The following is a 20,195-nucleotide window of genomic DNA, read 5'->3' as shown; positions in this document are numbered from 1 at the left end:
ACCCTCCTCCTGAACCCTATGAAAAAGCTGTTACTTCCTGTTTTGCTGGCCTGCTCCCTGGCTACCGCTCCCGCGGCAACTGCCGTGGCCCAAACGGCCTGCCCCACCGCGCCGGCGGCCACGGTCATCAGCGGCAACATCACCCAGAACACCACCCTGACCAGCTCGAACATCTACCTGCTGTCGGGCTTCGTGTACGTGAAGGCCGGGGCCACGCTGACCATTCAGCCCGGCACCATCATCAAGGGCGAGAAGTCGACCAAAGGTGCGCTCATCATCGAGCAGGGCGCCAAGATTATTGCCGACGGCACGGCCGCCCGGCCCATCGTGTTTACTTCCAACGAGCCGGCCGGCAGCCGGGCCCGCGGCGACTGGGGCGGCCTGATTATCTGCGGCCGGGCCCCGGTGAACCTGAGCGGCACGCCCATCATCGAGGGCGGCGTGGGCTCGACCTACGGCGGCACGGATGCCAACGACAACTCGGGCATCCTGCGCTACGTGCGCATCGAGTTCCCCGGTATTGCCTTCCAGCCCAACTCCGAAATCAACGGCCTGACCCTGGGCGGCGTGGGCGCCGGCACCACCATCGACTACGTGCAGGTATACGCCTCCGGCGACGACTCCTTCGAGTGGTTTGGCGGCACCGTGAATGCCAAGCACCTGGTGGCTGTATCGACTACCGACGACGACTTCGACACCGACAACGGCTACTCGGGCAAGGTGCAGTACGGCCTGATCGTGCGCACTCCCACCGTGGGTGACGTATCGGGCTCGACGGCGTTTGAGTCGGACAACGACTCGGGCGGCTCGACCAACACGCCCCAGACCTCGCCGGTATTTTCGAACGTAACGGCTTTGCTGCGCACGCCCATCGGGGCGTCGGCCAACTTCACCCGGGCCATGCACCTGCGCCGCAACACGGCTATTTCCATCTTCAACACGGTGCTGTCGGGCTGGCCGACGGGTCTGACGCTGGACGGCACCGGCGCCCAGGGCAACGCCGGCAGCGGCAAGCTGGTCCTGAAAAACAACGTCATGGCGAACATGACGACCAATTTCGAGTTGGCCGGGGCAACCTACGACGTGGCCGGTTTCTGGAACGCGGCGGCCAACGCCAACACGCTCTATACCAATGCCGCCGACCTGGGCCTGAACACCGACAACTTCAACTCGACCGGGATTTGCACCAACGCCGCCTGCGTGCCGAGCTTCGAGCTGCCCGCGGCCTCGCCGCTGCGCACCGGCGGGGCCTTCACCGACGCCAAGCTGGCGGATTCCTTCTTCGACAAGACGGCCACTTTCCGCGGTGCCTTCGGTACTTCCAACTGGACGGCCGGCTGGACCAACTTCAACCCCCAGACGACCTGCTACAACATCGTGGGCCAGACCCTGGCTACCAAACCCGCCAACGACCAGGTGCAGAGCCTGAGCGTGGCGCCCAACCCCACGGCCGGCGAGGCCCTGCTCTCGTTTGAGTTGAAGCGGGCGGATGTGGCTACTATCCGCGTGACGGACGCCGTGGGCCGCGCAGTAGCCCGCATTGAGGTGGGCCGCCTGGGAGCCGGCTTGCAGCAAGTAGCCCTGCCTGCGTCGTTGCAGAACGGCGTGTACCTGGCCACCGTGACCACCAACGAAACCAGCCAGACGGTGCGCTTCGTGGTAGCCAAGTAATCTGCCTTTCGCCTTCTGAGCCCAGAAAACAAGCTGCTCTACCCTAAAAGCCTGCCCTTCGCCGGGGCAGGCTTTTTTGTGCACCCGCCCGGCAAAACGCGTAGCTTGCAGCCACTATGAAGCCCCGCGTGTTGATGCTGCCCAAGTGGTACCCCCACCGCTACGACGACCAGGACGGGGACTTCGTAGCCCGGCACGTGGCCGCCATTGCCCCGCACGCGCGGGTAGCCGTGGTGTTTGCTGCCGTAGCCCGGGGCCCGCTGCCCAGCCTGATGGTGTGCGAAGACGAGCTGGCCGCTGCCGTGCCGACCCTGCGCTACTACTACCGGGCCCGCCCCACCGGCCTGGCTCCGCTGGATAAGGTGCTGAAGCTGCTGCTCTACTTCTGGTGCCTTGCCCGGGGCTACCGGCGCGTGGTGGCGCACTGGGGCCAGCCCCCGCAGCTGGTGCACGTGCACGTGCTGTTGCGCACGGGCCTAGCCGCCTGGTGGCTGCGCCTCACGCGGGGCATTCCCTACCTGATTACGGAGCACTGGACGCTGTATCTGCCCGAACGGGCGGCCGGTATCGGCGGGCTGCGGCGGGTGCTGACGCGCCTGGTAGTGCGGCGGGCGGCGGCGCTGCACACCGTCTCGGAAGGCCTGCGCGAAGCCATGCGCCGCCTTGGCTTCGTGAACCAGCGGGCCGTGGTTATTGCCAACGTGGTGGATACCGACCTGTTCCACCCGGGCGCCGCGCCGCGCGTGGCCGGGCAGCTGCTGCACGTCTCGGCCTTTCACGACGCGGTGAAAAACCTGTCGGGGGTGCTGCGGGTGGTGGCGCGGCTGCAGCCCGCGTGGCCGGCGCTGCGTCTGCGCGTGGCCGGCTACGGCCCCGATGAAGCCGCCCTGCGGCAGCTGGCGCAGGAGCTGGGGCTGCTGGCCGATGGCACGGTGGTGTTTCTGGGCAAGCTGGCCCACGAAGAGGTAGCCCGGGAAATGCAGCGCGCCGCCGCCCTCGTCTCATTCAGCCGGGCCGAAACCTTTGGGTGCGTTTTGCTCGAAGCGCGGGCCACGGGCTGCGCGGTGGTGGGGCCGGCCACGGGCGGGGTGCCCGAGCTGTTCCGGCCGCCCGGCACCTTCGGCTTGCTGGTGGAGCCCGACGACGAAGCGGCGTTAGCCCAGGCCCTGGAAGCCATACTGGCGGGAAAAGCCCGGTTCGAGCCGGACACGCTGCGCGCCGACGCCCAGGCCCGCTGCGGCTACGCCCAGGTGGGCCGGCAGTTCGCCGACCTGTACCGGCGGGTGCTGACGCCGGCCGGCACCTATTCCGGCGAATCGGCCCCATCTTAGCGGCCCGTTTAGTCTTTTGCCTCTTCGTATGCTGCGCCGCATTCTGCACAACTTTGCTACCCGCCTGGGCACGGCCCTGCTCAGCTTCGGCATCGTGTGGCTGACGGCGCGCTACCTCGGGGCGGCCGGGCGCGGGGCCGTCAGCCTGTTCATTACCGACTGTGCCGCCCTGCTGCTCTTTATCGGTCTGCTGGGCGGCTCTTCCCTGATTTACCTGGCCCCCAAGCGTAGCCTGTGGCACCTGCTGGTGCCGGCCTACGGCTGGGCCGCGCTGGTGTGCGGCGCGGGTACGGCCGTCGTGGGCTTTACCCGGCAAGTGCCCACCGACTACCTGGCCCACCTGCTGGCGCTGGCGCTGCTCCAGGCGTTTCTTTCCATCAACACCTCATTGCTGCTGGGCCGCAAGCAGGAAGGCAGCTACAATTTCCTGAACCTGCTGCAGGTGGGGCTGCTGGCGGGCGGCCTGGCCTTGCTGCTGGTGGCCCTGCACTGGCGCGTGGTGCCGGTATATTACTACGCCGCCTACGCTGCCTACGGGCTGCCGCTGCTGCTGAGCTTCGGGGCCCTGAGCCGCCTGCCCGACCAATGGGCCGGGGGCCGCGACCTGCTGGCTACTACCCGGGAGCTGGCTTACCACAGCCGGGGGGCGCACTTGTCCAACATCCTGGCGTTTGCCAACTACCGGCTCAGCTACTATTTCGTGGCCCACTACGCCGATGCCCGGGCCGTGGGGGTGCTGTCGGTGGGGGTGGCGCTGGCCGAGGCCATCTGGCTGATTCCGCGCAGCACGGCCCTGATTCAGTACGTCGACCTGGTGCACGCCGCCGATAAGCACGCCCAGATTGAGCCCACGCTACGGGTAGCCCGCCTCACGCTGCTGGCTACCATCGGGGCCGTGCTGGTGCTGTGTGCCCTGCCGCCGGCGGTGCTTACTGGCGTGTTCGGGCCCGAGTTTGGCACGGCCCGGCCCGTTATTCTGCGCCTGGCGCCGGGCGTGGCGGCTATGGCCCTGAACGTTATCTGCAGCACTTATTTTGCCGGCCTGGGGCGCTATAAGGTAAATAACCTGGCGACCACCGTCGGCCTGCTCGTCACGCTACCCGCCTGCTGGCTGCTGATTCCAGCCCTGGGCATCAACGGCGCGGCGCTGGCCACTACCCTGTCGTATCTGGCTTCCACGGGCTTTCTGGTGTGGCAGTTTCAGCGCGCGACGGGCGCCGGCACCGGGGCTTTCTGGCCGCGCCTAGCCGACGTGCGCTATGCCCGCAGCCTGCTGCAAAAAGCCGCGTAGCGCTTACTGTCCCGATGCCACCGGCCGCAGCGTCACTTCAAACCAGTGCGCCGGGTCGGCCAGCAGATCGGGGACGTGGGTGGGCAGCGGCACGGGCGAGTACAGGGCGCAGAGCGTATTCTCGACCTGTACCAGCTGGCCGGTGGCCGTGGCGGGCAGGCCATCCAGAATACCGGCCAGCACCTCCCAGCGCGGCTGCCCCGGCTGGCGGCTGGCGTCGTGCCACACCACTACCGTCTGGGGCCCTACCAGGTGCTCGAACACGCGGCGGGTATCGGTGCGCACGGCCTCGTAGCGGTGGTCCCCGTCGATAAAGATGACGTCGAACGGCTGGCCCAGGCCGGCCAGATCGTAGGTGGCGGAGTTGCCGTGCAGGTGGGTGACGTTGGGCAACGGCCGCGAAAAAAAGCCGTGCAGCTCGATGTAGCGCGCCGGCAAACCCAGCCGCACCATTTCCTCGGCCGACAAGTTCAGCGTGTACACCGCGGCGGCCACTTCGGCCACGTTGGCCGCGCTTTCGCCCCGCCACGTCCCGATTTCAAAGTACCGGGCCTGGGGTACGCGCCGGGCCAGGGCCCGCAGCAGCAGCAAATCGGTGGGCAACGAGCCCCCGTCGCGGAAGGCGAAGGGGCGCACCGTGTCGTCTTGAGGTGAAAGAAACGCCTGCAAGGGCACGGCGGCCAGGCCCTGGGCCGTGAGCTGCCGCTGCCGGTGCGCCAGGGCGCGCTGCTGCCAGGCGGCTTCGTCGGTGGCCAGCACGTGGTTGAGCAGCCAGGGGTTGCGCACGAGGGCCGCGAGGCCGCGCAGGGTTTTGGTCAGGCGGGAAGAAGACATGGCACGGGCAAAAACGAGCTGCAAAGCTACTCTTCCCCACTACTTTCTGCCGCCGCTGGCCGCAGGTTTTGCCGAATTTCCGGCGGGGCGTACTTTTTAGAAAATTTCGGGACCGTCGGCAGCCTTTTCGCGCCGGGTCCTGTCTTGCCCCCGAATGCCCCTGTTGGGCACCCCCTTCTGCATGGCGGTTCTGCCCGACCTTCCTCTTCTGCTGGCTCGCTGCCACCGCGGCGAGCCAGCGGCCCAACGAGCCTTGTACACGCTCTACGCCAGCAAGATGCTGGGCGTGGCGCGGCGCTACGCCCGGTCGGTGCCGGAGGCGGAAGATATTCTGCAGGATGCTTTTGTGAAGGTTTTTACCCGGCTAGCTGAATTCCGGGGGGAAGGCTCGTTCGAGGGCTGGGTGCGCCGCATCGTGGTTACCACCGCCATCAACCATTGGCAGAGCGGGCGGCTGCAACGCCAGAAAGTGCTGCTCGAAGACGTGGAAGAGCCCAGCGCCCCCGAGGCGGATGCGCTGGACCGCCTGACCGTCACGGAAGTACTGGCGCTGATTGACCGGCTCCCGGACGGCTGCCGGCTGGTGCTCTTGCTCTACGCCGTGGACGGCTACTCGCACGCCGAAATCAGTGAGCTGCTGGGCATTCAGGAAAGTACGTCGAAAGCGCAGCTGAGCAAGGCGCGCAAACACCTTCTGCTGCTGCACCAGCGGCAGACCAATTTTATTCGGCCATGATGGAAGATTCGGAAGATAACCGCCTGGATGAGTCCCTGCGTAACCTATTCAGTGATTTTCACCTCCCCCCTACCGACCAGGTGTGGCAGGGTATTGCCAAGCAGCTGCCAGCCCGGCCGGCTCCCCGCCCGGCGCGGCGCCGCCGGTTGCTGCCGGCCCTGTTGCCGCTGGTGGCCCTGCTGAGTTTTGTGGGCGGCCGGCTGTGGCCGGTTGCGGCTCCCGTCCGCCCCGAGCCGCAGCGCATCGCCACCACTGCGCCCGCCACTTCCGGGTTATCCGCCGGGCTTCGGCCGCAAGGGCCGGCGCGGGAGCTTACGGCGGCCTGCCGGCCTTTGCGCCCGGCAGCCGACCTGGCCCGGACTGCCCTGCACCGCCCAGCTCCTGACATGCCGCTGCTGCCGGCCCCGGCAATAGCCTCACCCGCGGCTGCTTCCCCCGATTCAAGCCAGATTATTCAAACCCGAAGTGAGCTGAATACCCGCTCTGGCTGGCTTGTTACGGCCTCCGCCGATTCATTGCCCGCTACGGTCCGCTCGTTCGTGGCGCTGGAGCGCCGCCTGCTTCAGCCGGTGCCCGACACGGTGCGCCGGGCGCTGGGCTTTGTTTCCCGGGCCGAAATTGTGGCCACGCTGCGGGCTGAGCAGGCCGAACTCGGCCGCCTGCGCCGGCGCAACGACAGTTTGCTGCTGGCCCTGGGCACCCCGCCGACCGTGCCCGCGCTGGCCGCCACGCCGCTGCCGCCGGCCCCGGCCGACACCACCCGGCTGCGCCCCGTGCGCCGCTGGAGCCTACTGGCGACGGTAACGCCCGAGCAGAATTACCAGCAGCTGCAAACCTCCCCCAACGACACGATGCAGGCCCTGCGCCGCCACCAGGAAGTAGGCCGCAAAGGCCTGAGCGCGGCCGTAATGGGCGAATACCGCCTCAACCAGCGCGTGAGCGTAGGCGCCGGCCTGGGCTACACCCGCGCCGGGGCCGAGCTGCGGGTAGCCGACCAGCGCACCGACATATCCGTGCGCTACGACACGACGATTTCCCACACCACCGACGTATTTTCCAGCACCCACACGGTGTATTCGGTACGGCTCATTCAGATTCCCCAGCTCAGTCCCGTCTTCAACTCCAGCGGGCAGGTTATTCGCTACGACACGGTGTACATCAGCCGGCCCGACACGCTGCGCACGGTCATTGTGCAAAACGACACGGTGCGCAACACGCGCCGCACGATTACGCCCCTCATCGACAAGCGCGAAACCACCACCTACCGCACGCTCAAGCCGATTTACCACTTCTTCACCGTGCCCGTGCAGCTGCGCTACCGTCTCACGCCGCCCTCGGGGGGCCGCTGGTGGGCCGATGCCACGGTGGGTGCCCAGATCCAGCTGTTCCTGGGTGGCAGCCAGCTCGTGACCGACGACGGGCACCGCTACCGCACCGAAAAAGTCCGCGTGGCCGAAGGGCCCTTCCGGCCCCTGAACTTGGCCTTGATGGGCAGTTTGGCGCTCAACTACGCCCTGACGTCGCACCTCAGCGTGAGCGTGGCCCCGGCGGTGCGCTGGCAGGCGCTGTCGGTCTACAAAACGGCTACCGGCCTGCGCCAGCAAAGCACCGCCACCGGCCTGCAGCTGGGAGTGCGGTGGCAGTTCTGATAATTTTTTCGGCCGGCCGGAAGCCTTTTGCCCCCGGCCCCGGTCTACCCCTTTGAAACGCCAGCACTGCTAACCGGCCGGGGCAGTGCCACGCAGTACCCGGCGCGAAGGACGCCCGGACAACTCACTTCCTTTTCTCGATTATTCATGAGATTTCTACGCTATATCGTGGGGATGGCCGGTTTGCTGCTCGGCACCGGCCAGGCGGTGCAGGCCCAGCAAACGGCCTGGATCCGGCAGATTCCCAGCGCCGTGAATGCCGGCCAGTACTTGGCGGCCGATGCCGCGGGCAACGTGTACACCAGCTCGATGTACCGCAACACGGTGCATATCTGGGGCAACAACTGCGACGGCAGCCCCTCCAACCTCAACGACTACGACGCCCTGCTCACCCGTTTCAATGCCAACGGCGACGTGGCCTGGGTGCTGACAGCCAACGGCAACGGCAACGAGCACCTGGGCGAGTTGACGGTAAACGCGGCCGGCAACCTGACCGCCGTGCTTACCATCGAGCAAAGTAACCCGGGAGGACCCACTACCGGCGTGGGCATTACGCTGGGCGGGCAAACCCTGCCGGGATTTGGCCGCTACCTGCTTGAAATCAGCCCGAAGGGCACTGTGCTGGCCGTGGCCCAGCGGCCGGTACCGATAACGCTGCACCACTACGTGGCGCCCATGCTAACGGCTGATGCCCAGGGCAACAAGTATTATTTTGCCGAAGACTCCGTCATCGTTACCATGAACTCCAGCGGGGTGCTGCGCAATGTGGCTGCCTTCGTGGGCCACAAGCGCGCGGGCGACAACCAAATGGCCCTCTACGACATGGCCATTGGCCCCCAGGGCGACCTGTACGGCATCGGCCGCCTCTCGGGCTGGCTCACGGTGAACGGCACCGATGTGCGGGCCGGCGCCGACAATGAAGTGGCCCTGGCGTTTCGGATAAGCCCGAGCGGCGTCGTGCGGTGGGCGGTTACCAGCTCCTCGGGGGCAACCCAAGGTCGGCACATGGGCCGGGCCATTGCCGTGGACGGGGCCGGCAACGCTTATCTGATGGGCCAGTCCTTCGGCGGCGCGCCGGTGAAGTTCGGCACGCGGAGCACCACGGGCACCCCCGACGTATTCGCCGCCAAAATATCGGCCAGCGGCCAGCCCGAGTGGGTGCGGGGCCTGGGGGGCTGCGGCGCCGCCGCCAGCTGCGTGGGCGGCCAGTGGGGCCTGGTAGTAGATCAGGCCGGCACGTCTTTCCTGAGCGGGGGCAGCGCGGCCAGCAGCCTCACTATCGATAACGCCAACCCGGTGCAGCTGGCGGGCCCATCGTACTTGGCCAGCTTCGACGCGGCGGGCAGCCTACGCTCGGTTCGGAGCTACGCACTGTCGCCGACCGGCACCAACGGCACGGGTACCCAACCCCTGCGCCTGGCGGCGGGCAGCCTCTACCTGCTGGCCACGGCCCGGGCCGGTGCCGTGCTCGACCAGCAAACGGCGACGACGGCCGGCCACAGCTTGGTGCGCTTTGATGCTATGGCCGGGCTAAGCGGCACCGTGTACCTCGATGCCAACGGCAACGGCCAGCAGGACGCGGGCGAAGGAGCTTTTCCGCAGAGCGTAGTTATCAGTGAAGCCAATCAGCAGCTGAGTTTCAGCACCAACCCAGCTACCGGGGCCTACAGCGTGTTTGGCCAGCCGGGCGCGGCTTCTCTTTCGGTAGCTTCCGTCTTGCCTCACTACGTGGTCAGCCAGCCGAGCCCGGCAGCTTACTCGACAACTTTTCCCGGCGTGGGCCAAAGCACCGAGGGTCTGAACTTCGGAGTGCGCCCCGTGCCCAACCAGCCCGACGTGCGCGTGACCCTGACGCCCTACGGCAATGCCCGCGCCGGTTTCCTGACCAAATACCGCCTCACGGTGGAAAACGTGGGCACCACGACCATTGCCGGCGGCACGGCCACGGCCACACTCGATGCGCGGGCGACCTACGTGGCCAGTTCCCCGGTCGGCACGCAGTCGGGCGGCACGGTTTCCTGGACGTACGGCAGCCTGCCGCCACTGGCGCGGCTCACCTTCGACGTGCAGTTCAGTTTGCCCGTTAACACGGCAGCTGGTACCGTGCTCAACAGCAGCGCGGCGGCTCCCCTGGCCGGCGACGTAGCGCCCACCGACAACGCCACCACCGAAAAACAAACCGTAACCAGTCCGCTGGACCCCAACGACCTGACGGTTAACTTCAGCCAGCTGACGGCCCAGCAGGTAGCCGCCCGCCAGCCCCTGGACTACACGGTGCGGTTCCAGAACATGGGCACGGATACGGCCTTCACGGCGGTGCTCGAAGATACCCTGCAGCTTTCCCGCCTGGTGCCGGGCTCCTTGCAGCTGCTAGCCCATTCGCACAACTGCGTCTGGACCCTCAGCAACAAAGGCGTGCTGTCGATACGCTTCCCCAACATTAAGCTGCCGCCCCGCTCGACCAACGTTATTGCCTCCCAGGGCTTTGCCCGGTTCCGGGTGTTGCCGCAGCCGGGGCTGGCCGCCGGCGCCGTTATTCCCAACGTGGCCCGCATCCTGTTCGATTACGAAGCCCCGGTGCGCACCAACGTGGCCCGAACGCTGGTAGTGGTGCTCACTCCCACCCGCAGCGCCCAAGCGGCTGCGGCCTGGAGCCTGTATCCGAACCCGGCCACCGACGCGCTGACGATTGCCACCGAGCTGACCAGCGCCGGCCCCATCCGGGTGCAGCTGCTCGACCCAATGGGCCGGGTGGTGCAGGAGCAAGCCCTGACTACGGCCGCCGGCCCACTGCGCCACACGCTGGACTTACGCGCCGTAGCGCCCGGGCTCTACATTGTGCGCCTGCTGCCAGCCACCGGGCAGCCGCTCAGCCAAGCTATTATCCATCAATAACTTACTTCTTGATTCATTAGCTTACTGCATTCTGCGCCGCCGCTACTTCCAAAGCGGCGTACTATCAGCAAGGCCCGCTTACTCTCGGTAAGCGGGCCTTATTATTGACAACGCTACGATTCAAGCCGCTTTAGCTGATGGGCACCTTGCGCAGGATGGCTTCGATGAGGTCCTGGGTCCGGACGCCGTCGGCCTCGGCTTCGTAGTTGAGCAGGATGCGGTGGTTGAGCACGTCGCCGGCCACGTCCTTGATGTCTTCGGGCAGCACGTAGTCCCGGTCGTCGAAGAAGGCCACGGCTTTGGCGGCCCGGTGCAGGGCAATGCTGGCCCGGGGGCTCACGCCAAACTGCACGTACTGGGCAAACTCGGCCAGGTCGTAGTCGGCGGGCTTGCGGGTGGCAAACACCAGCTCGATGATGTACTTCTCCAGGGTTTCAGAAATCTGCACCTGGTTGATCATCGAGCGAATGGCGAAGATGTCCTCCTTGGTCAGCACGGCGTTTACCTCGCCCACGTAGCTCATGTTGGCCATGCGGCGCATCACTTCCAGCTCGTCGGCCTTCTTGAGGTAGTCGACGTGGACCTTCATCATAAACCGGTCGACCTGGGCTTCGGGCAGCGGGTAGGTGCCCTCCTGCTCCACCGGGTTCTGGGTGGCTAGCACCAGAAACGGCAGATCCAGCGGGTAGGTGGTTTCGCCGATGGTCACCTGCTTTTCCTGCATGGCTTCGAGCAGGGCGCTCTGCACCTTGGCCGGGGAGCGGTTGATTTCGTCGGCCAGCACCAGGTTGGCGAAAATCGGCCCTTTCTTCACCTCAAATACCGACTGGTTCTGGTTGTAAATCATGGTGCCCACCAGGTCGGAAGGCAGCAGGTCGGGGGTGAACTGCACGCGCTGAAACGGCAGGTGCAAGACCTTCGACAGAGTACTGATTGTCAGAGTTTTGGCCAGACCCGGCACGCCTTCGAGCAGAATGTGGCCGCCGGTGCACAACCCGATGAGCAGCCGGCCCACCATGTAGTGCTGCCCCACCACCACCTTCCCGACTTCCGCAAACACCTGCTTGATTTTCTGCTGATAGTCAGCGGCTTGCATGGGCGACACAAGATCTGAAGAAGGCAAGGACATACGGCGGGGGTAAAGTAGCTGATGTTAAAGGTAGTAAAACCCGGCTGACCAACTCGCCCCTTGCAGCCCGGCCGCGCCCCGGTAGCCGCCGCGTCGGTAGTGCCGCATTAGGGGATATCCGGTATATTCGTTGGCTGTTTATCTTATTTTTCGTGGCCCGCTGATGCCTGCTGTCTTCTCTTCATTACCCGTGGCGCTGCGGCGCTTTCTGCTGCTGGCCCTGGGCTTCTACGCGCTGTGGTTCTTCGGCTACGAGCGGGGCCTGGCCCCCGACGGCCGCCTGGACGAGTTTCTCTCGGCCAACATCACCGCCGCCAGCGCCGCGGCCCTGCGGGTAGCCGGCTTCGATACCAGCGTGCACGGCCTCGACCCCTACCTGCTGCTGCTCAACAGCCAGCCGGTAGTGCACGTGGGGCACCCGTGCAACGGGTTGGTGCTCTACGCCCTGTTTGCGGGCTTCGTGCTGGCTTTTCCGGGGCCCTGGCAGCGCAAGCTGTGGTTTATTCCCCTGGGCATGGTCGTGATTTACGGCATCAACGTCGTGCGCATCGCCGCCCTGGCCCTCAACCACCTCTACTCGGCCGATACCGTGGAATTCAACCACCACTACACGTTTACCTTCGTCGTGTACGGGTTTATTTTCCTGCTCTGGATGCTGTGGGCCCGCCGCCTGGCCGGCCCGGCCGCCGAAGCCCTGCGCGCCTAGCCATGCTGACTTCTCTCACGAAGCCCGCCGCCCGGCGCCGCCCGCTGGTGCTGGCCCTGCGCGCTACGGTAGCCGCGCTGCTGGTAGCCGGGCTCTTTCTGGTGGGTCTGAACGCAGAGCCGGTTTTCAGTCTGCTCACGCTGGGCTGGCAGAAGCTGTTTCTGGCCCTGGGCCTGGCCGAGCGGGCCGCCGCTTTGCAGCAGGGCGTCAGCGGCCTGGTCACGACGCGCAGCCTGCCGGCCGTGGCGTCTTATGCCCTGCTCTACACCGGGGCCTGCCTGGTGCTGCTCACGGCCGTGCTGTTCGACGCGGCCCGGATGCGGGTGGTGCTGGCCCTCTACGCGGCCGTGTTTGGGGCCTGCGCCGTGCTGCTGCTGGGCGGGAAGCTGCTCGGCGACGCCAGCTGGGCCTACCAGCTCGGGCGCCGCCTCATCGACTTCATCGTGTCGCCCTTGCCGGTTATCATTTTTATTCCGCTGCTGCGTTGGTACGTGCCGCTGGCGCCACCGCGCCCCTCCTAGCCCTACATCTGCTGCAGCCACAGCTGGGCGGTGTTGATGTCGTCGAAGGTCAGGATGATGATGCCGGCCGCCGTGTACTGCAGCGTCAGGTCGGTGGAGAGGCGGCTGTACACGTTGGGCGAATACACCCAGGCAAAATACTCGCAGCCGGCGGCGCGCATGGCCGGAAACCACTCCGTGCCGCCCCACTGCGCCGCGTCGGCCCAGATGCTGGTCACGCGCGTGTTGTCGTTGAGCACCTTGCGGCATTGGTACTGCGTCAGGCACTCCAGCATCCGGGTTGCCCCCAGGCGCACCGACTCGTAGTCCTGGTTGCCGATCCACTCGGAATGCAGCCAGCCGGCCGGCTCGTCGTAGCAAATCCGGATCTGCGGGGTTTCGTAGAGCAGGTGCTGGCTCATGGGCAAGGTGATGAAACGTGTGGCGCCGGGCTTGGGTAGCAGTCCGATACTCTGCGCGGTATACGGGCGGCCGGCTATTCCGCCGAACCCAGCTTGCTCTCCGCAGCATCCCCCGAAAGTTGCCGCAGGCCGAGGGCATTGGCGGGCGGAGTGCATTTGAGCCCCTCCCAGGTCAGGTAGCGCACCGTGTTTTGGGCTCCGATGTAAAACAGGCTGTTGTCGCGCTGCCGCACGAGGCCGCGGTAGCAGTCCTGCACGCCCACGTACTCCGACTGAATCCAACCCGGGCGGCCGGCCGGGCCCTGCGGACAGCCCCAGCGGATAGAGCCGATTCGCTTATCGGTGGTACGGTAGAGCATCTCCGAAGCGTCTTTAAAGGTGATGTCGCCGGCCGCGTTGCGCACGCCCACGTAGCTGAAGCCGCCATCATCCCACTTGCCCGAGGCGTAGTCGTAGCGGGTCGTGCCGATGTCGTTCGTGAAAGAGCAGTAGTAGAAGCGGCCGATGGTGCCGTTCGGCTCGGTATCTTCCGCGAAATTAGACCAGTTCAGGTCGCTGCGCACGTCGTTTTTGCCGTCCCACGGCGACACGTTTTGCCAGCGCGGGCCATTGCGGCGAAACACTTTGATGTCGCTGCCCGAAATGCAGGCTACCAGCCCGGGAGTAGGGCACACGATGGCACCAGCCGTGTTATCTACCCGGACGCGGCGCACGGCCTGGTGGGTCCAGCTGGCGGTGCTGTCCACGTATTGCAGGTATTCCAGGCGGCCCGTCAGGCTGCGGTAGAAGATGGTGGGATAGGTGCGGCGGTTCAGAAACGGGCCGGCGCCTGCAAACGTCAGATTCCCGCCGACATCAGCCGGGCCGTTGGTGGTGTAATGCACCCAACGCTGTGCATCAGCTTCGTACTCATAATATTCGATATGATTGTCGAGGGTGCGATAAAACAAGGTGCCGGCGACCTCAAAGCGCAGGTCGCCGGCGGCATTGGCCACTTCGCCCACGCGAAAGGGCGCCCAGGCCGGCACCCGGGCCGTAGCATCCCAGCGGGCCCCGACAATAGCGTGCGACGTCGAATCGACCCAATAGATGACTCCGTCGGTTTCGATAGCCACGCTACCGGCTGTGGCCGCACCGGGCACGGCATAGGCAGGCACCCAGTTGTCGTACACCCCGTCCCAGATTTCGCGAATGCGCCGCTTTTCCAGCCGGGTGTCGCTGAACCGGTACAGCGTCTTGACTTCCCGGTTGCTACGGTCTACAATTGACTGCTCCCGCAGCCCGGGCATCTGCAGAAACACATCGGTATCGTTGCAGGCCAGCCAGTTGTGGGCGTAGCGTAGCCAGTCGGCCCGGTAAGCGGCCGGCTGTTGCCCAAACCAGCTTATTTCGTCCCAGCCCCACATCGTGTGCTGCGTCCCGATATCAGGGGCTACGCTCAGGCTGCGGCTGTTATCAAACTCCACCAGAAACAGGCCGGGGCTTTCGTGGGCCTGAAAAACACCGCCGTTCTCCTCCTGACACGTATTGACCAGCAGCTCGGTGCCATACACCCCGGAGGCGTAAAAGCCCTTGGTGTTGGCATTGGTGTACAGCTTCACTGCTCTGATGGGTATCGAGTAGAAGTCGAACAGATCCTGGCCCTGGGATTTGAGCAGGCGCTTGGAGTGGCAGTCGAGCGCCACCCACTGCCGCCGGGCTCCCTGCCGGCCATTGGGCTGCACGAAGCCGGGCGCTCCGTACTGGGCGAAGCGGCGAATCTGGTCGAACAGCTCCCGGGTGGCGGCGTAGTCGTTGTAGCGGTCCTTGTTGGCTATCAGCCGCATCTGGCCCATGTGCAGCGCCTCAATATCGGCGGCCAGGTAGCTACAGGCCCGGTAGTAGAGCCACATACGGGCTTCGAGCCGGGTTACGTCGGGCACTTCGAAAGGCTGGGCCGTGTCGTGCACGATGGGGTCGAGCGTGTCGCCGGGGGCGTAGGCAATATTAGCACTCACGAAGTAGCGTACCGTATCGGCCTTCTGTCCCCAGGCCTGCAGCACCCAGCCCGGAATCCGGATCCGGTCAGCGTTGCTGGTCGTCGCGCCCCGGTCGCGGATGTACTCGAACACGGCGCCCTGCACAATTGCCAGCGAATCAGCAGCCTGAATCCGGTGGGTATTGTAGTACGTGCGGGCAAAGTGCAGGGAGTCCTCCCGCGTGTCGTAGGTAGTGTTCCACCAGCCCGTCGCCCGCCCGATAAACCGGGCCTGTATCGAGTCGAGGTCCTGAATATCCCGGACCCGCTGGTCCTCATCGTAGCTATTGCCGCACACGCCAGTCATCGTAATGGCACGCTGCAGGCTGGCCCGTAACAGGGCCTGCGGAGGCCGCCCCGGCAAGCTTGCCTGACCGTGCGCCCTAATGGTGCCGCCCAACAGGCAAAAAGCCGATACCAGAACCCGCAGCAGAGAGTAAGAGGACATAGTCAAAGTAAGCCGGAACCGCGCTAATTTCAGCTACGCGGCAATTCCTAAACGCTGGCCGTGGCGCGTTGGTATCCATTGACGACCTGTCACACTCGCCCTGGCAGTGTATAACGCCTTCAACCCCAGCTTGCAGACAACAAAAAAAGCCTCTCTGCAGCATACAGAGAGGCTTTTTTTAGTACCAGAGACGGGACTCGAACCCGTAAGCCACTGAAGGCAAAGGTGTTTAAGACCTTCGTGTATACCGTTCCACCACTCTGGCGCGTTTCTGATTCTTGCCCCGGTATGTTTCGGTTAAGGCGTGACAGTTAGGGCAAAGTAAGCGCAAATTCTCAATTCTATTATCATTGTTGATTCCATTAACGTGGTCAAGCTCCAGAGGAATCAGCTGCTCTTGCCAATGAGTGAGCTTACAAGCGGAACAGCTTCGCACAAACCGGCCCTCGGCGATGAGCCGGGCTTTGAGCTTAAAGGTCTGATAATTCGACCCCTCAACCAACAAAGCCTCCAGATTAGCCGGCTTGTTAACGTTCCGGTAGCGGCTTCCCACATTCCACGCCGCGCCGGTGAAGTGGCTTTTATCAAGTCCCAGCCGGGCTATGCGGGCATGCACCGTCCTGTAGTTGCCTCCTGCCGGAACCAGTCCGATGCGGTTCAAAACCCGCGCCACCGATAAGCTTTCGGCCACGGCCTGCCGAAACTCATCGTCGGTACTTAAGCACTTACGGATAGCAGCCATGTCAAAGAAAAATAAACAAAAAAAGGATGCCTCCGAAGAAACATCCTTTTTGAGCGGGAGACGAGGTTCGAACTCGCGACCTCGACCTTGGCAAGGTCGCGCTCTACCAACTGAGCTACTCTCGCTTTTGATCTTTGGCGCCGTAGTGGCGTTTTGATGTGACAAAGGTACTACCGTTTTGCTTGGAGTCAAGTACTACCCCAAAAATAATCGTTAAAATTTCACTGTAAAAGGCCTTTCTAGCTCATTTTCAGGGAGAAAAATTTCAGCAATTTTTCTCCCTGAATACGCATACCGCCCATTTACTTGCCCTTCCCGCCCAACGCCAGCTTCAGCTCGTTCAGCTTTAGCAGGGCGTCAATGGGCGTGAGCGTGTTGACGTCGAGCTGCTGGAGCTGCTCGCGGATGCGCTCCAAGACCGGGTCGGCGGGCTCGAACATGCTGAGCTGCAAGCTCGGCCGCGGGGCCGAGGCGACGGCGGCGGCCGGCTGGGCCACCGGGCCCCGACTGGCCTTGCCGTTTTTAGGCGCGGTTTCCAGGCCGGCCAGCACTTCGTCGAACTCGGTGGGGCCTTCTTCGAGGCCGGTGGAAGCCCGCTCCTGCTCTAGGTGGTGCATGATTTCGTTGGCGCGCAGCACCACGGCGGTGGGCATGCCGGCCATGCGGGCCACGTGAATGCCGAAGCTGTGCTCGGAGCCGCCTTCCACGAGCTTGCGCATGAACAGGATGCGGCCGTCGGACTCGCGCACGGCCACGTTGTAATTGCGCACCCGCGGACAGTCGTCGGCCAGCTGGTTGAGCTCGTGGTAGTGGGTGGCGAAGAGCGTCTTGGCCCGGGCCTTGGGGTTGTTGTGCAAATGCTCGACGATGGCCCAGGCAATGCTGATACCGTCGTAGGTGCTGGTGCCGCGCCCGATTTCGTCCATCAGCACCAGGCTGCGGTCCGAGAGGTTGTTCAGGATGCTGGCCGTTTCGGTCATCTCCACCATAAAGGTGCTTTCACCCTTGCTCAGGTTATCGGAAGCGCCCACCCGGGTGAAAATCTTGTCGATGACGCCGATGGTGGCCGCGTCGGCGGGCACGAAGGAGCCGATCTGGGCCAGGAGCACGATGAGGGCCGTCTGGCGCAGCAAGGCCGACTTACCGGCCATGTTGGGCCCGGTGATGACCACAATCTGCTGCTCGTCCTGGTCGAGGCGGATATCGTTGGGAATGTAGGCTTCGCCGGGCGGCAGCTGCCGCTCGATAACCGGGTGGCGGCCGGCCCGAATGTCGAGCAGCGTCGAGTCGTTGACCACGGGCTTCACGTAGCGCTGCTGCCGGGCCGTGGCGGCAAACGAGGCCAAGCAGTCGATGATGCCGATGGCCCGGGCGTTCTGCTGAATCTGGGGCACGAAGTCCATGGCCGACAACACCAGCTCGTTGTAAAGGTTCTGCTCGATGACGAACAGGCGCTCCTCGGCGTGCAGAATCTTCTCCTCGTAGGTTTTCAGCTCCTCGGTGATGTACCGCTCGGCATTCACCAGGGTCTGCTTCCGAATCCAGGTGGCCGGCACCTTATCCTTGTGCGAGTTGGTGACTTCCAGATAGTAGCCGAATACCTTGTTGTAAGCCACTTTCAGCGACGAAATGCCGGTGTTCTGGATTTCGCGCTGCTGGAGCTGAAACAGATAGTCCTTGCCCGAAAAAGCAATGCTGCGCAGCTCATCCAGCTCCGCATCAATGCCCTCGTTGAGCACATTGCCCTGGTTGGTGAGAATGGGCGCGTCGGGCCGGATTTTGGCCTTGATTTCCTCCCGTAGCGTCTCGCAGGCGTTGAGCTGGTCGGCTAATTTCTGCAAGGCCCGCATGCCCGAGCCGGCCAGCAGCACCCGAATCGGGCCCACGGCGTCCAGCGCGCGGCTGAGCTGGAGCAGCTCCCGGGGGTTGATGCGGCGCACGGCGACTTTGGAAATCAGGCGCTCCAGGTCGTTGATCTGCTTGAGGTGCTGCACCAGCTCGCCCAGCAATTCGGGGTTGTCGAGCAAGCCTTCCACCGTGTCGAGGCGGCGCTGAATCTGGGCGGGCTCCTTGAGGGGCAGCACCACCCACTTGCGCAGCAGGCGGGCGCCCATGGGCGTCACGGTCTGGTCCAGAATGTCAATCAGGGGCACGCCGCCGGGGTGCTGGGCGTGGACCAGCTCCAGGTTGCGGACGGTGAACCGGTCGAGCCACACGTACTTGTCTTCCTCCAGGCGCCCGATGCTGGCAATGTGGCCGATGTCGGTGTGCTTGGTTTCGGCCAGGTAGTGCATGATGCAGCCGGCGGCCGTAATGCCCTCCCGCAGCCCGTCGATGCCGAAGCCCTTGAGTGAGGCCGTGTTGAAGTGGCGGGTGAGGGTTTCGTAGGTGTAGTCGGCGCCAAAAACCCATTCATCGAGGGCGTAGTGGCAATAATCCGGGCCGTAGTGCTGCTCAAACTCCGAGCGGCTCTTTTTGCAGAACAAGACCTCGGCCGGGGAGAAATTCTGGAGCAGCTTGCCCAGGTAGGCATGGTCGCCCTGGGCCACCAGGAATTCGCCGGTGCTGATGTCGAGGAAGGCAATGCCGCACTCCTGCTTGCCGAAATGCACGGCGGCCAGGTAGTTGTTGGAGCGGCGCTCCAGCACGTTGTCATTAAAGGAAACGCCCGGCGTGACCAGCTCGGTAATACCGCGCTTGACGAGGCCCTTGGCCTGCTTGGGGTCTTCGAGCTGGTCGCAGATGGCCACGCGCTGCCCGGCCCGCACGAGCTTGGGCAGGTAGTTGTCGAGGGCGTGGTGGGGAAAGCCGGCCAGCGGGGTTTCCGACGAGGTACCGGCCCCGCGCTTGGTCAGGGTGATGTCTAGAATGCGGGAGGCCGTTACGGCATCCTCGCCGAAGGTTTCGTAGAAGTCGCCGACGCGGAACAGCAGCAAGGCGCCGGGGTGCTGCTCTTTGAGCTGATAATACTGCTTCATCAGCGGCGTATCAATCACCGGGGCGGGCCCCAGCGTGCCGTGCATGGGCACCGGCTTCTTCGGAGTGGAGGCAGTACGCAAAGGAATCGAGGAGAATAAGGCGCCCGAAAGCGCCGGGGAGTTACTATAAGAAAGGACTACTTGCCAACAGCGCGGGCCGAGGCCGCAGTTCCGGGCCGGCGGCCTATCGGGCGGCCCGTCCTACCTTTGGGCAAAATACCTCGTTGGCAATGCGCAAAAGAACAATGGAAGAGCTGAACCGGCTCTCGGTGGCAGACTTCAAAAGTACGCAAAAATTCCCCCTGACCCTGGTGCTCGACAACGTGCGCAGCCTGCACAACGTGGGCTCGGCCTTCCGCACCGCCGACGCCTTTGCCATCGAGAAAATCTGGCTCTGCGGCATCACCGGCCGGCCCCCGCAGCGCGAAATCACCAAGACGGCCCTGGGCAGCACCGAGTCGGTAGCCTGGGAATACGCCGCTACCACCGTCGAGGCCATTGCCCAGCTCAAGGCGGCCGGCTACGTGGTGGTGGCCGTGGAGCAAACCGACGCCAGCCAGCTGCTGCCCGCCTTCCGGCCCCGGTCCGGCCAGCCCTACGCCCTGGTGATGGGCAACGAGGTGTTCGGGGTAGACGACGAGGTGCTGGCCCTGTGCGACGCGGCGGTGGAAATTCCGCAGTTCGGCACCAAGCATTCGTTGAACGTATCGGTGGCCGCCGGCGTGGTGCTCTGGGACTTTATAGCGAAGCTGAACCAGGCCGGCTCCTGAATATAGAACAAGCCGAATGGTTGTTGGAAAAATAGCACCAATAGGGCTATTACCTGATTATTTCGGCAGAGAATAG

At 64.5% G+C, this 20,195-nt stretch carries 15 protein-coding genes and 2 tRNA genes; 9 read left to right on the top strand and 8 right to left on the bottom strand.

Annotated features, from left to right (window positions below):
• The first annotated feature begins 18 nt into the window (after nt 1-18).
• From E5K00_RS15920 to E5K00_RS15910, 3 genes are all read left to right on the top strand, one after another.
• A complete protein-coding gene (locus E5K00_RS15920) occupies nt 19-1,671 on the top strand; it encodes a T9SS type A sorting domain-containing protein (protein WP_135464302.1) in 1,653 nt (550 codons plus the stop codon).
• 116 nt (nt 1,672-1,787) lie between these two features.
• Nucleotides 1,788-3,002 (top strand): glycosyltransferase, encoded by a 1,215-nt coding sequence (locus tag E5K00_RS15915; RefSeq protein ID WP_135464301.1) that lies wholly within the window; start codon nt 1,788-1,790, stop codon nt 3,000-3,002.
• 28 nt (nt 3,003-3,030) lie between these two features.
• The gene (locus E5K00_RS15910; protein ID WP_135464300.1) at nt 3,031-4,293 is read left to right on the top strand and encodes a lipopolysaccharide biosynthesis protein; all 1,263 of its coding nucleotides are present in this window, start codon (nt 3,031-3,033) and stop codon (nt 4,291-4,293) included.
• 3 nt (nt 4,294-4,296) lie between these two features.
• On the opposite strand, the gene E5K00_RS15905 is transcribed toward E5K00_RS15910, so the two are convergent.
• Nucleotides 4,297-5,127: a class I SAM-dependent methyltransferase gene (locus E5K00_RS15905; RefSeq protein WP_135464299.1), complete on the bottom strand. Its 831-nt coding sequence runs from the start codon at nt 5,125-5,127 to the stop codon at nt 4,297-4,299.
• Nucleotides 5,128-5,308: 181 nt separating this feature from the next.
• Here E5K00_RS15905 and E5K00_RS15900 point away from each other — a divergent pair, with 181 nt between their 5' ends.
• The 3 genes from E5K00_RS15900 (at nt 5,309) to E5K00_RS15890 (ending at nt 10,407) form a co-directional block, all read left to right on the top strand.
• Nucleotides 5,309-5,863 (top strand): RNA polymerase sigma factor, encoded by a 555-nt coding sequence (locus E5K00_RS15900; RefSeq protein ID WP_135464298.1) that lies wholly within the window; start codon nt 5,309-5,311, stop codon nt 5,861-5,863.
• Nucleotides 5,860-7,512, top strand: coding sequence for a hypothetical protein (locus E5K00_RS15895; RefSeq protein ID WP_135464297.1), 1,653 nt, complete (start codon nt 5,860-5,862; stop codon nt 7,510-7,512). Before E5K00_RS15900 ends, E5K00_RS15895 begins: the two co-directional genes overlap by 4 nt.
• 147 nt (nt 7,513-7,659) lie before the next feature.
• On the top strand, nt 7,660-10,407 hold the full coding sequence (locus tag E5K00_RS15890; protein ID WP_135464296.1) for a DUF7619 domain-containing protein: 2,748 nt from the start codon (nt 7,660-7,662) through the stop codon (nt 10,405-10,407).
• Between the two features lie 130 nt (nt 10,408-10,537).
• Here the strand turns inward: E5K00_RS15890 and E5K00_RS15885 are convergent, their stop codons facing one another.
• A complete protein-coding gene (locus E5K00_RS15885; protein WP_245328312.1) occupies nt 10,538-11,536 on the bottom strand; it encodes an AAA family ATPase in 999 nt (332 codons plus the stop codon).
• 163 nt (nt 11,537-11,699) lie between these two features.
• Here E5K00_RS15885 and xrtX point away from each other — a divergent pair, with 163 nt between their 5' ends.
• Both xrtX and E5K00_RS15875 read left to right on the top strand, forming a co-directional pair.
• Nucleotides 11,700-12,242, top strand: a complete 543-nt coding sequence (xrtX, locus tag E5K00_RS15880) for an exosortase X (protein WP_135464295.1) — start codon at nt 11,700-11,702, stop codon at nt 12,240-12,242.
• Between the two features lie 2 nt (nt 12,243-12,244).
• On the top strand, nt 12,245-12,763 hold the full coding sequence (locus tag E5K00_RS15875) for an XrtX-associated membrane protein (protein ID WP_135464294.1): 519 nt from the start codon (nt 12,245-12,247) through the stop codon (nt 12,761-12,763).
• Between the two features lie 2 nt (nt 12,764-12,765).
• On the opposite strand, the gene E5K00_RS15870 is transcribed toward E5K00_RS15875, so the two are convergent.
• The 6 genes from E5K00_RS15870 to mutS all read right to left on the bottom strand — a co-directional run bounded on the left by E5K00_RS15870 (nt 12,766) and on the right by mutS (nt 19,394).
• Nucleotides 12,766-13,164, bottom strand: a complete 399-nt coding sequence (locus tag E5K00_RS15870) for a hypothetical protein (protein ID WP_135464293.1) — start codon at nt 13,162-13,164, stop codon at nt 12,766-12,768.
• A 74-nt stretch (nt 13,165-13,238) separates the two neighbouring features.
• A complete protein-coding gene (locus E5K00_RS15865; RefSeq protein ID WP_135464292.1) occupies nt 13,239-15,629 on the bottom strand; it encodes a hypothetical protein in 2,391 nt (796 codons plus the stop codon).
• Between the two features lie 182 nt (nt 15,630-15,811).
• Nucleotides 15,812-15,894, bottom strand: a tRNA-Leu gene (locus E5K00_RS15860).
• Nucleotides 15,859-16,371, bottom strand: a complete 513-nt coding sequence (locus E5K00_RS15855) for an HNH endonuclease signature motif containing protein (protein WP_135464291.1) — start codon at nt 16,369-16,371, stop codon at nt 15,859-15,861. The genes E5K00_RS15860 and E5K00_RS15855 overlap by 36 nt, the downstream gene beginning before the upstream one ends.
• Nucleotides 16,372-16,423: 52 nt before the next feature.
• Nucleotides 16,424-16,496, bottom strand: a tRNA-Gly gene (locus E5K00_RS15850).
• Between the two features lie 177 nt (nt 16,497-16,673).
• Nucleotides 16,674-19,394 carry a DNA mismatch repair protein MutS gene (gene mutS, locus E5K00_RS15845; protein ID WP_135465016.1) on the bottom strand — a complete coding sequence of 907 codons (2,721 nt, stop codon included), beginning with the start codon at nt 19,392-19,394 and terminating at the stop codon, nt 16,674-16,676.
• A gap of 185 nt (nt 19,395-19,579) precedes the next feature.
• Between mutS and E5K00_RS15840 the strand changes: the two genes are divergently transcribed.
• Entirely contained in the window at nt 19,580-20,119 is a 540-nt protein-coding gene (locus E5K00_RS15840) for an RNA methyltransferase (RefSeq protein WP_135464290.1), read from the top strand.
• The last annotated feature ends 76 nt before the right edge of the window (nt 20,120-20,195 follow it).

Source organism: Hymenobacter aquaticus (genome assembly GCF_004765605.1).
GTDB lineage: Bacteria > Bacteroidota > Bacteroidia > Cytophagales > Hymenobacteraceae > Hymenobacter > Hymenobacter aquaticus.
This window is presented reverse-complemented; position numbering and strand designations above follow the sequence as displayed.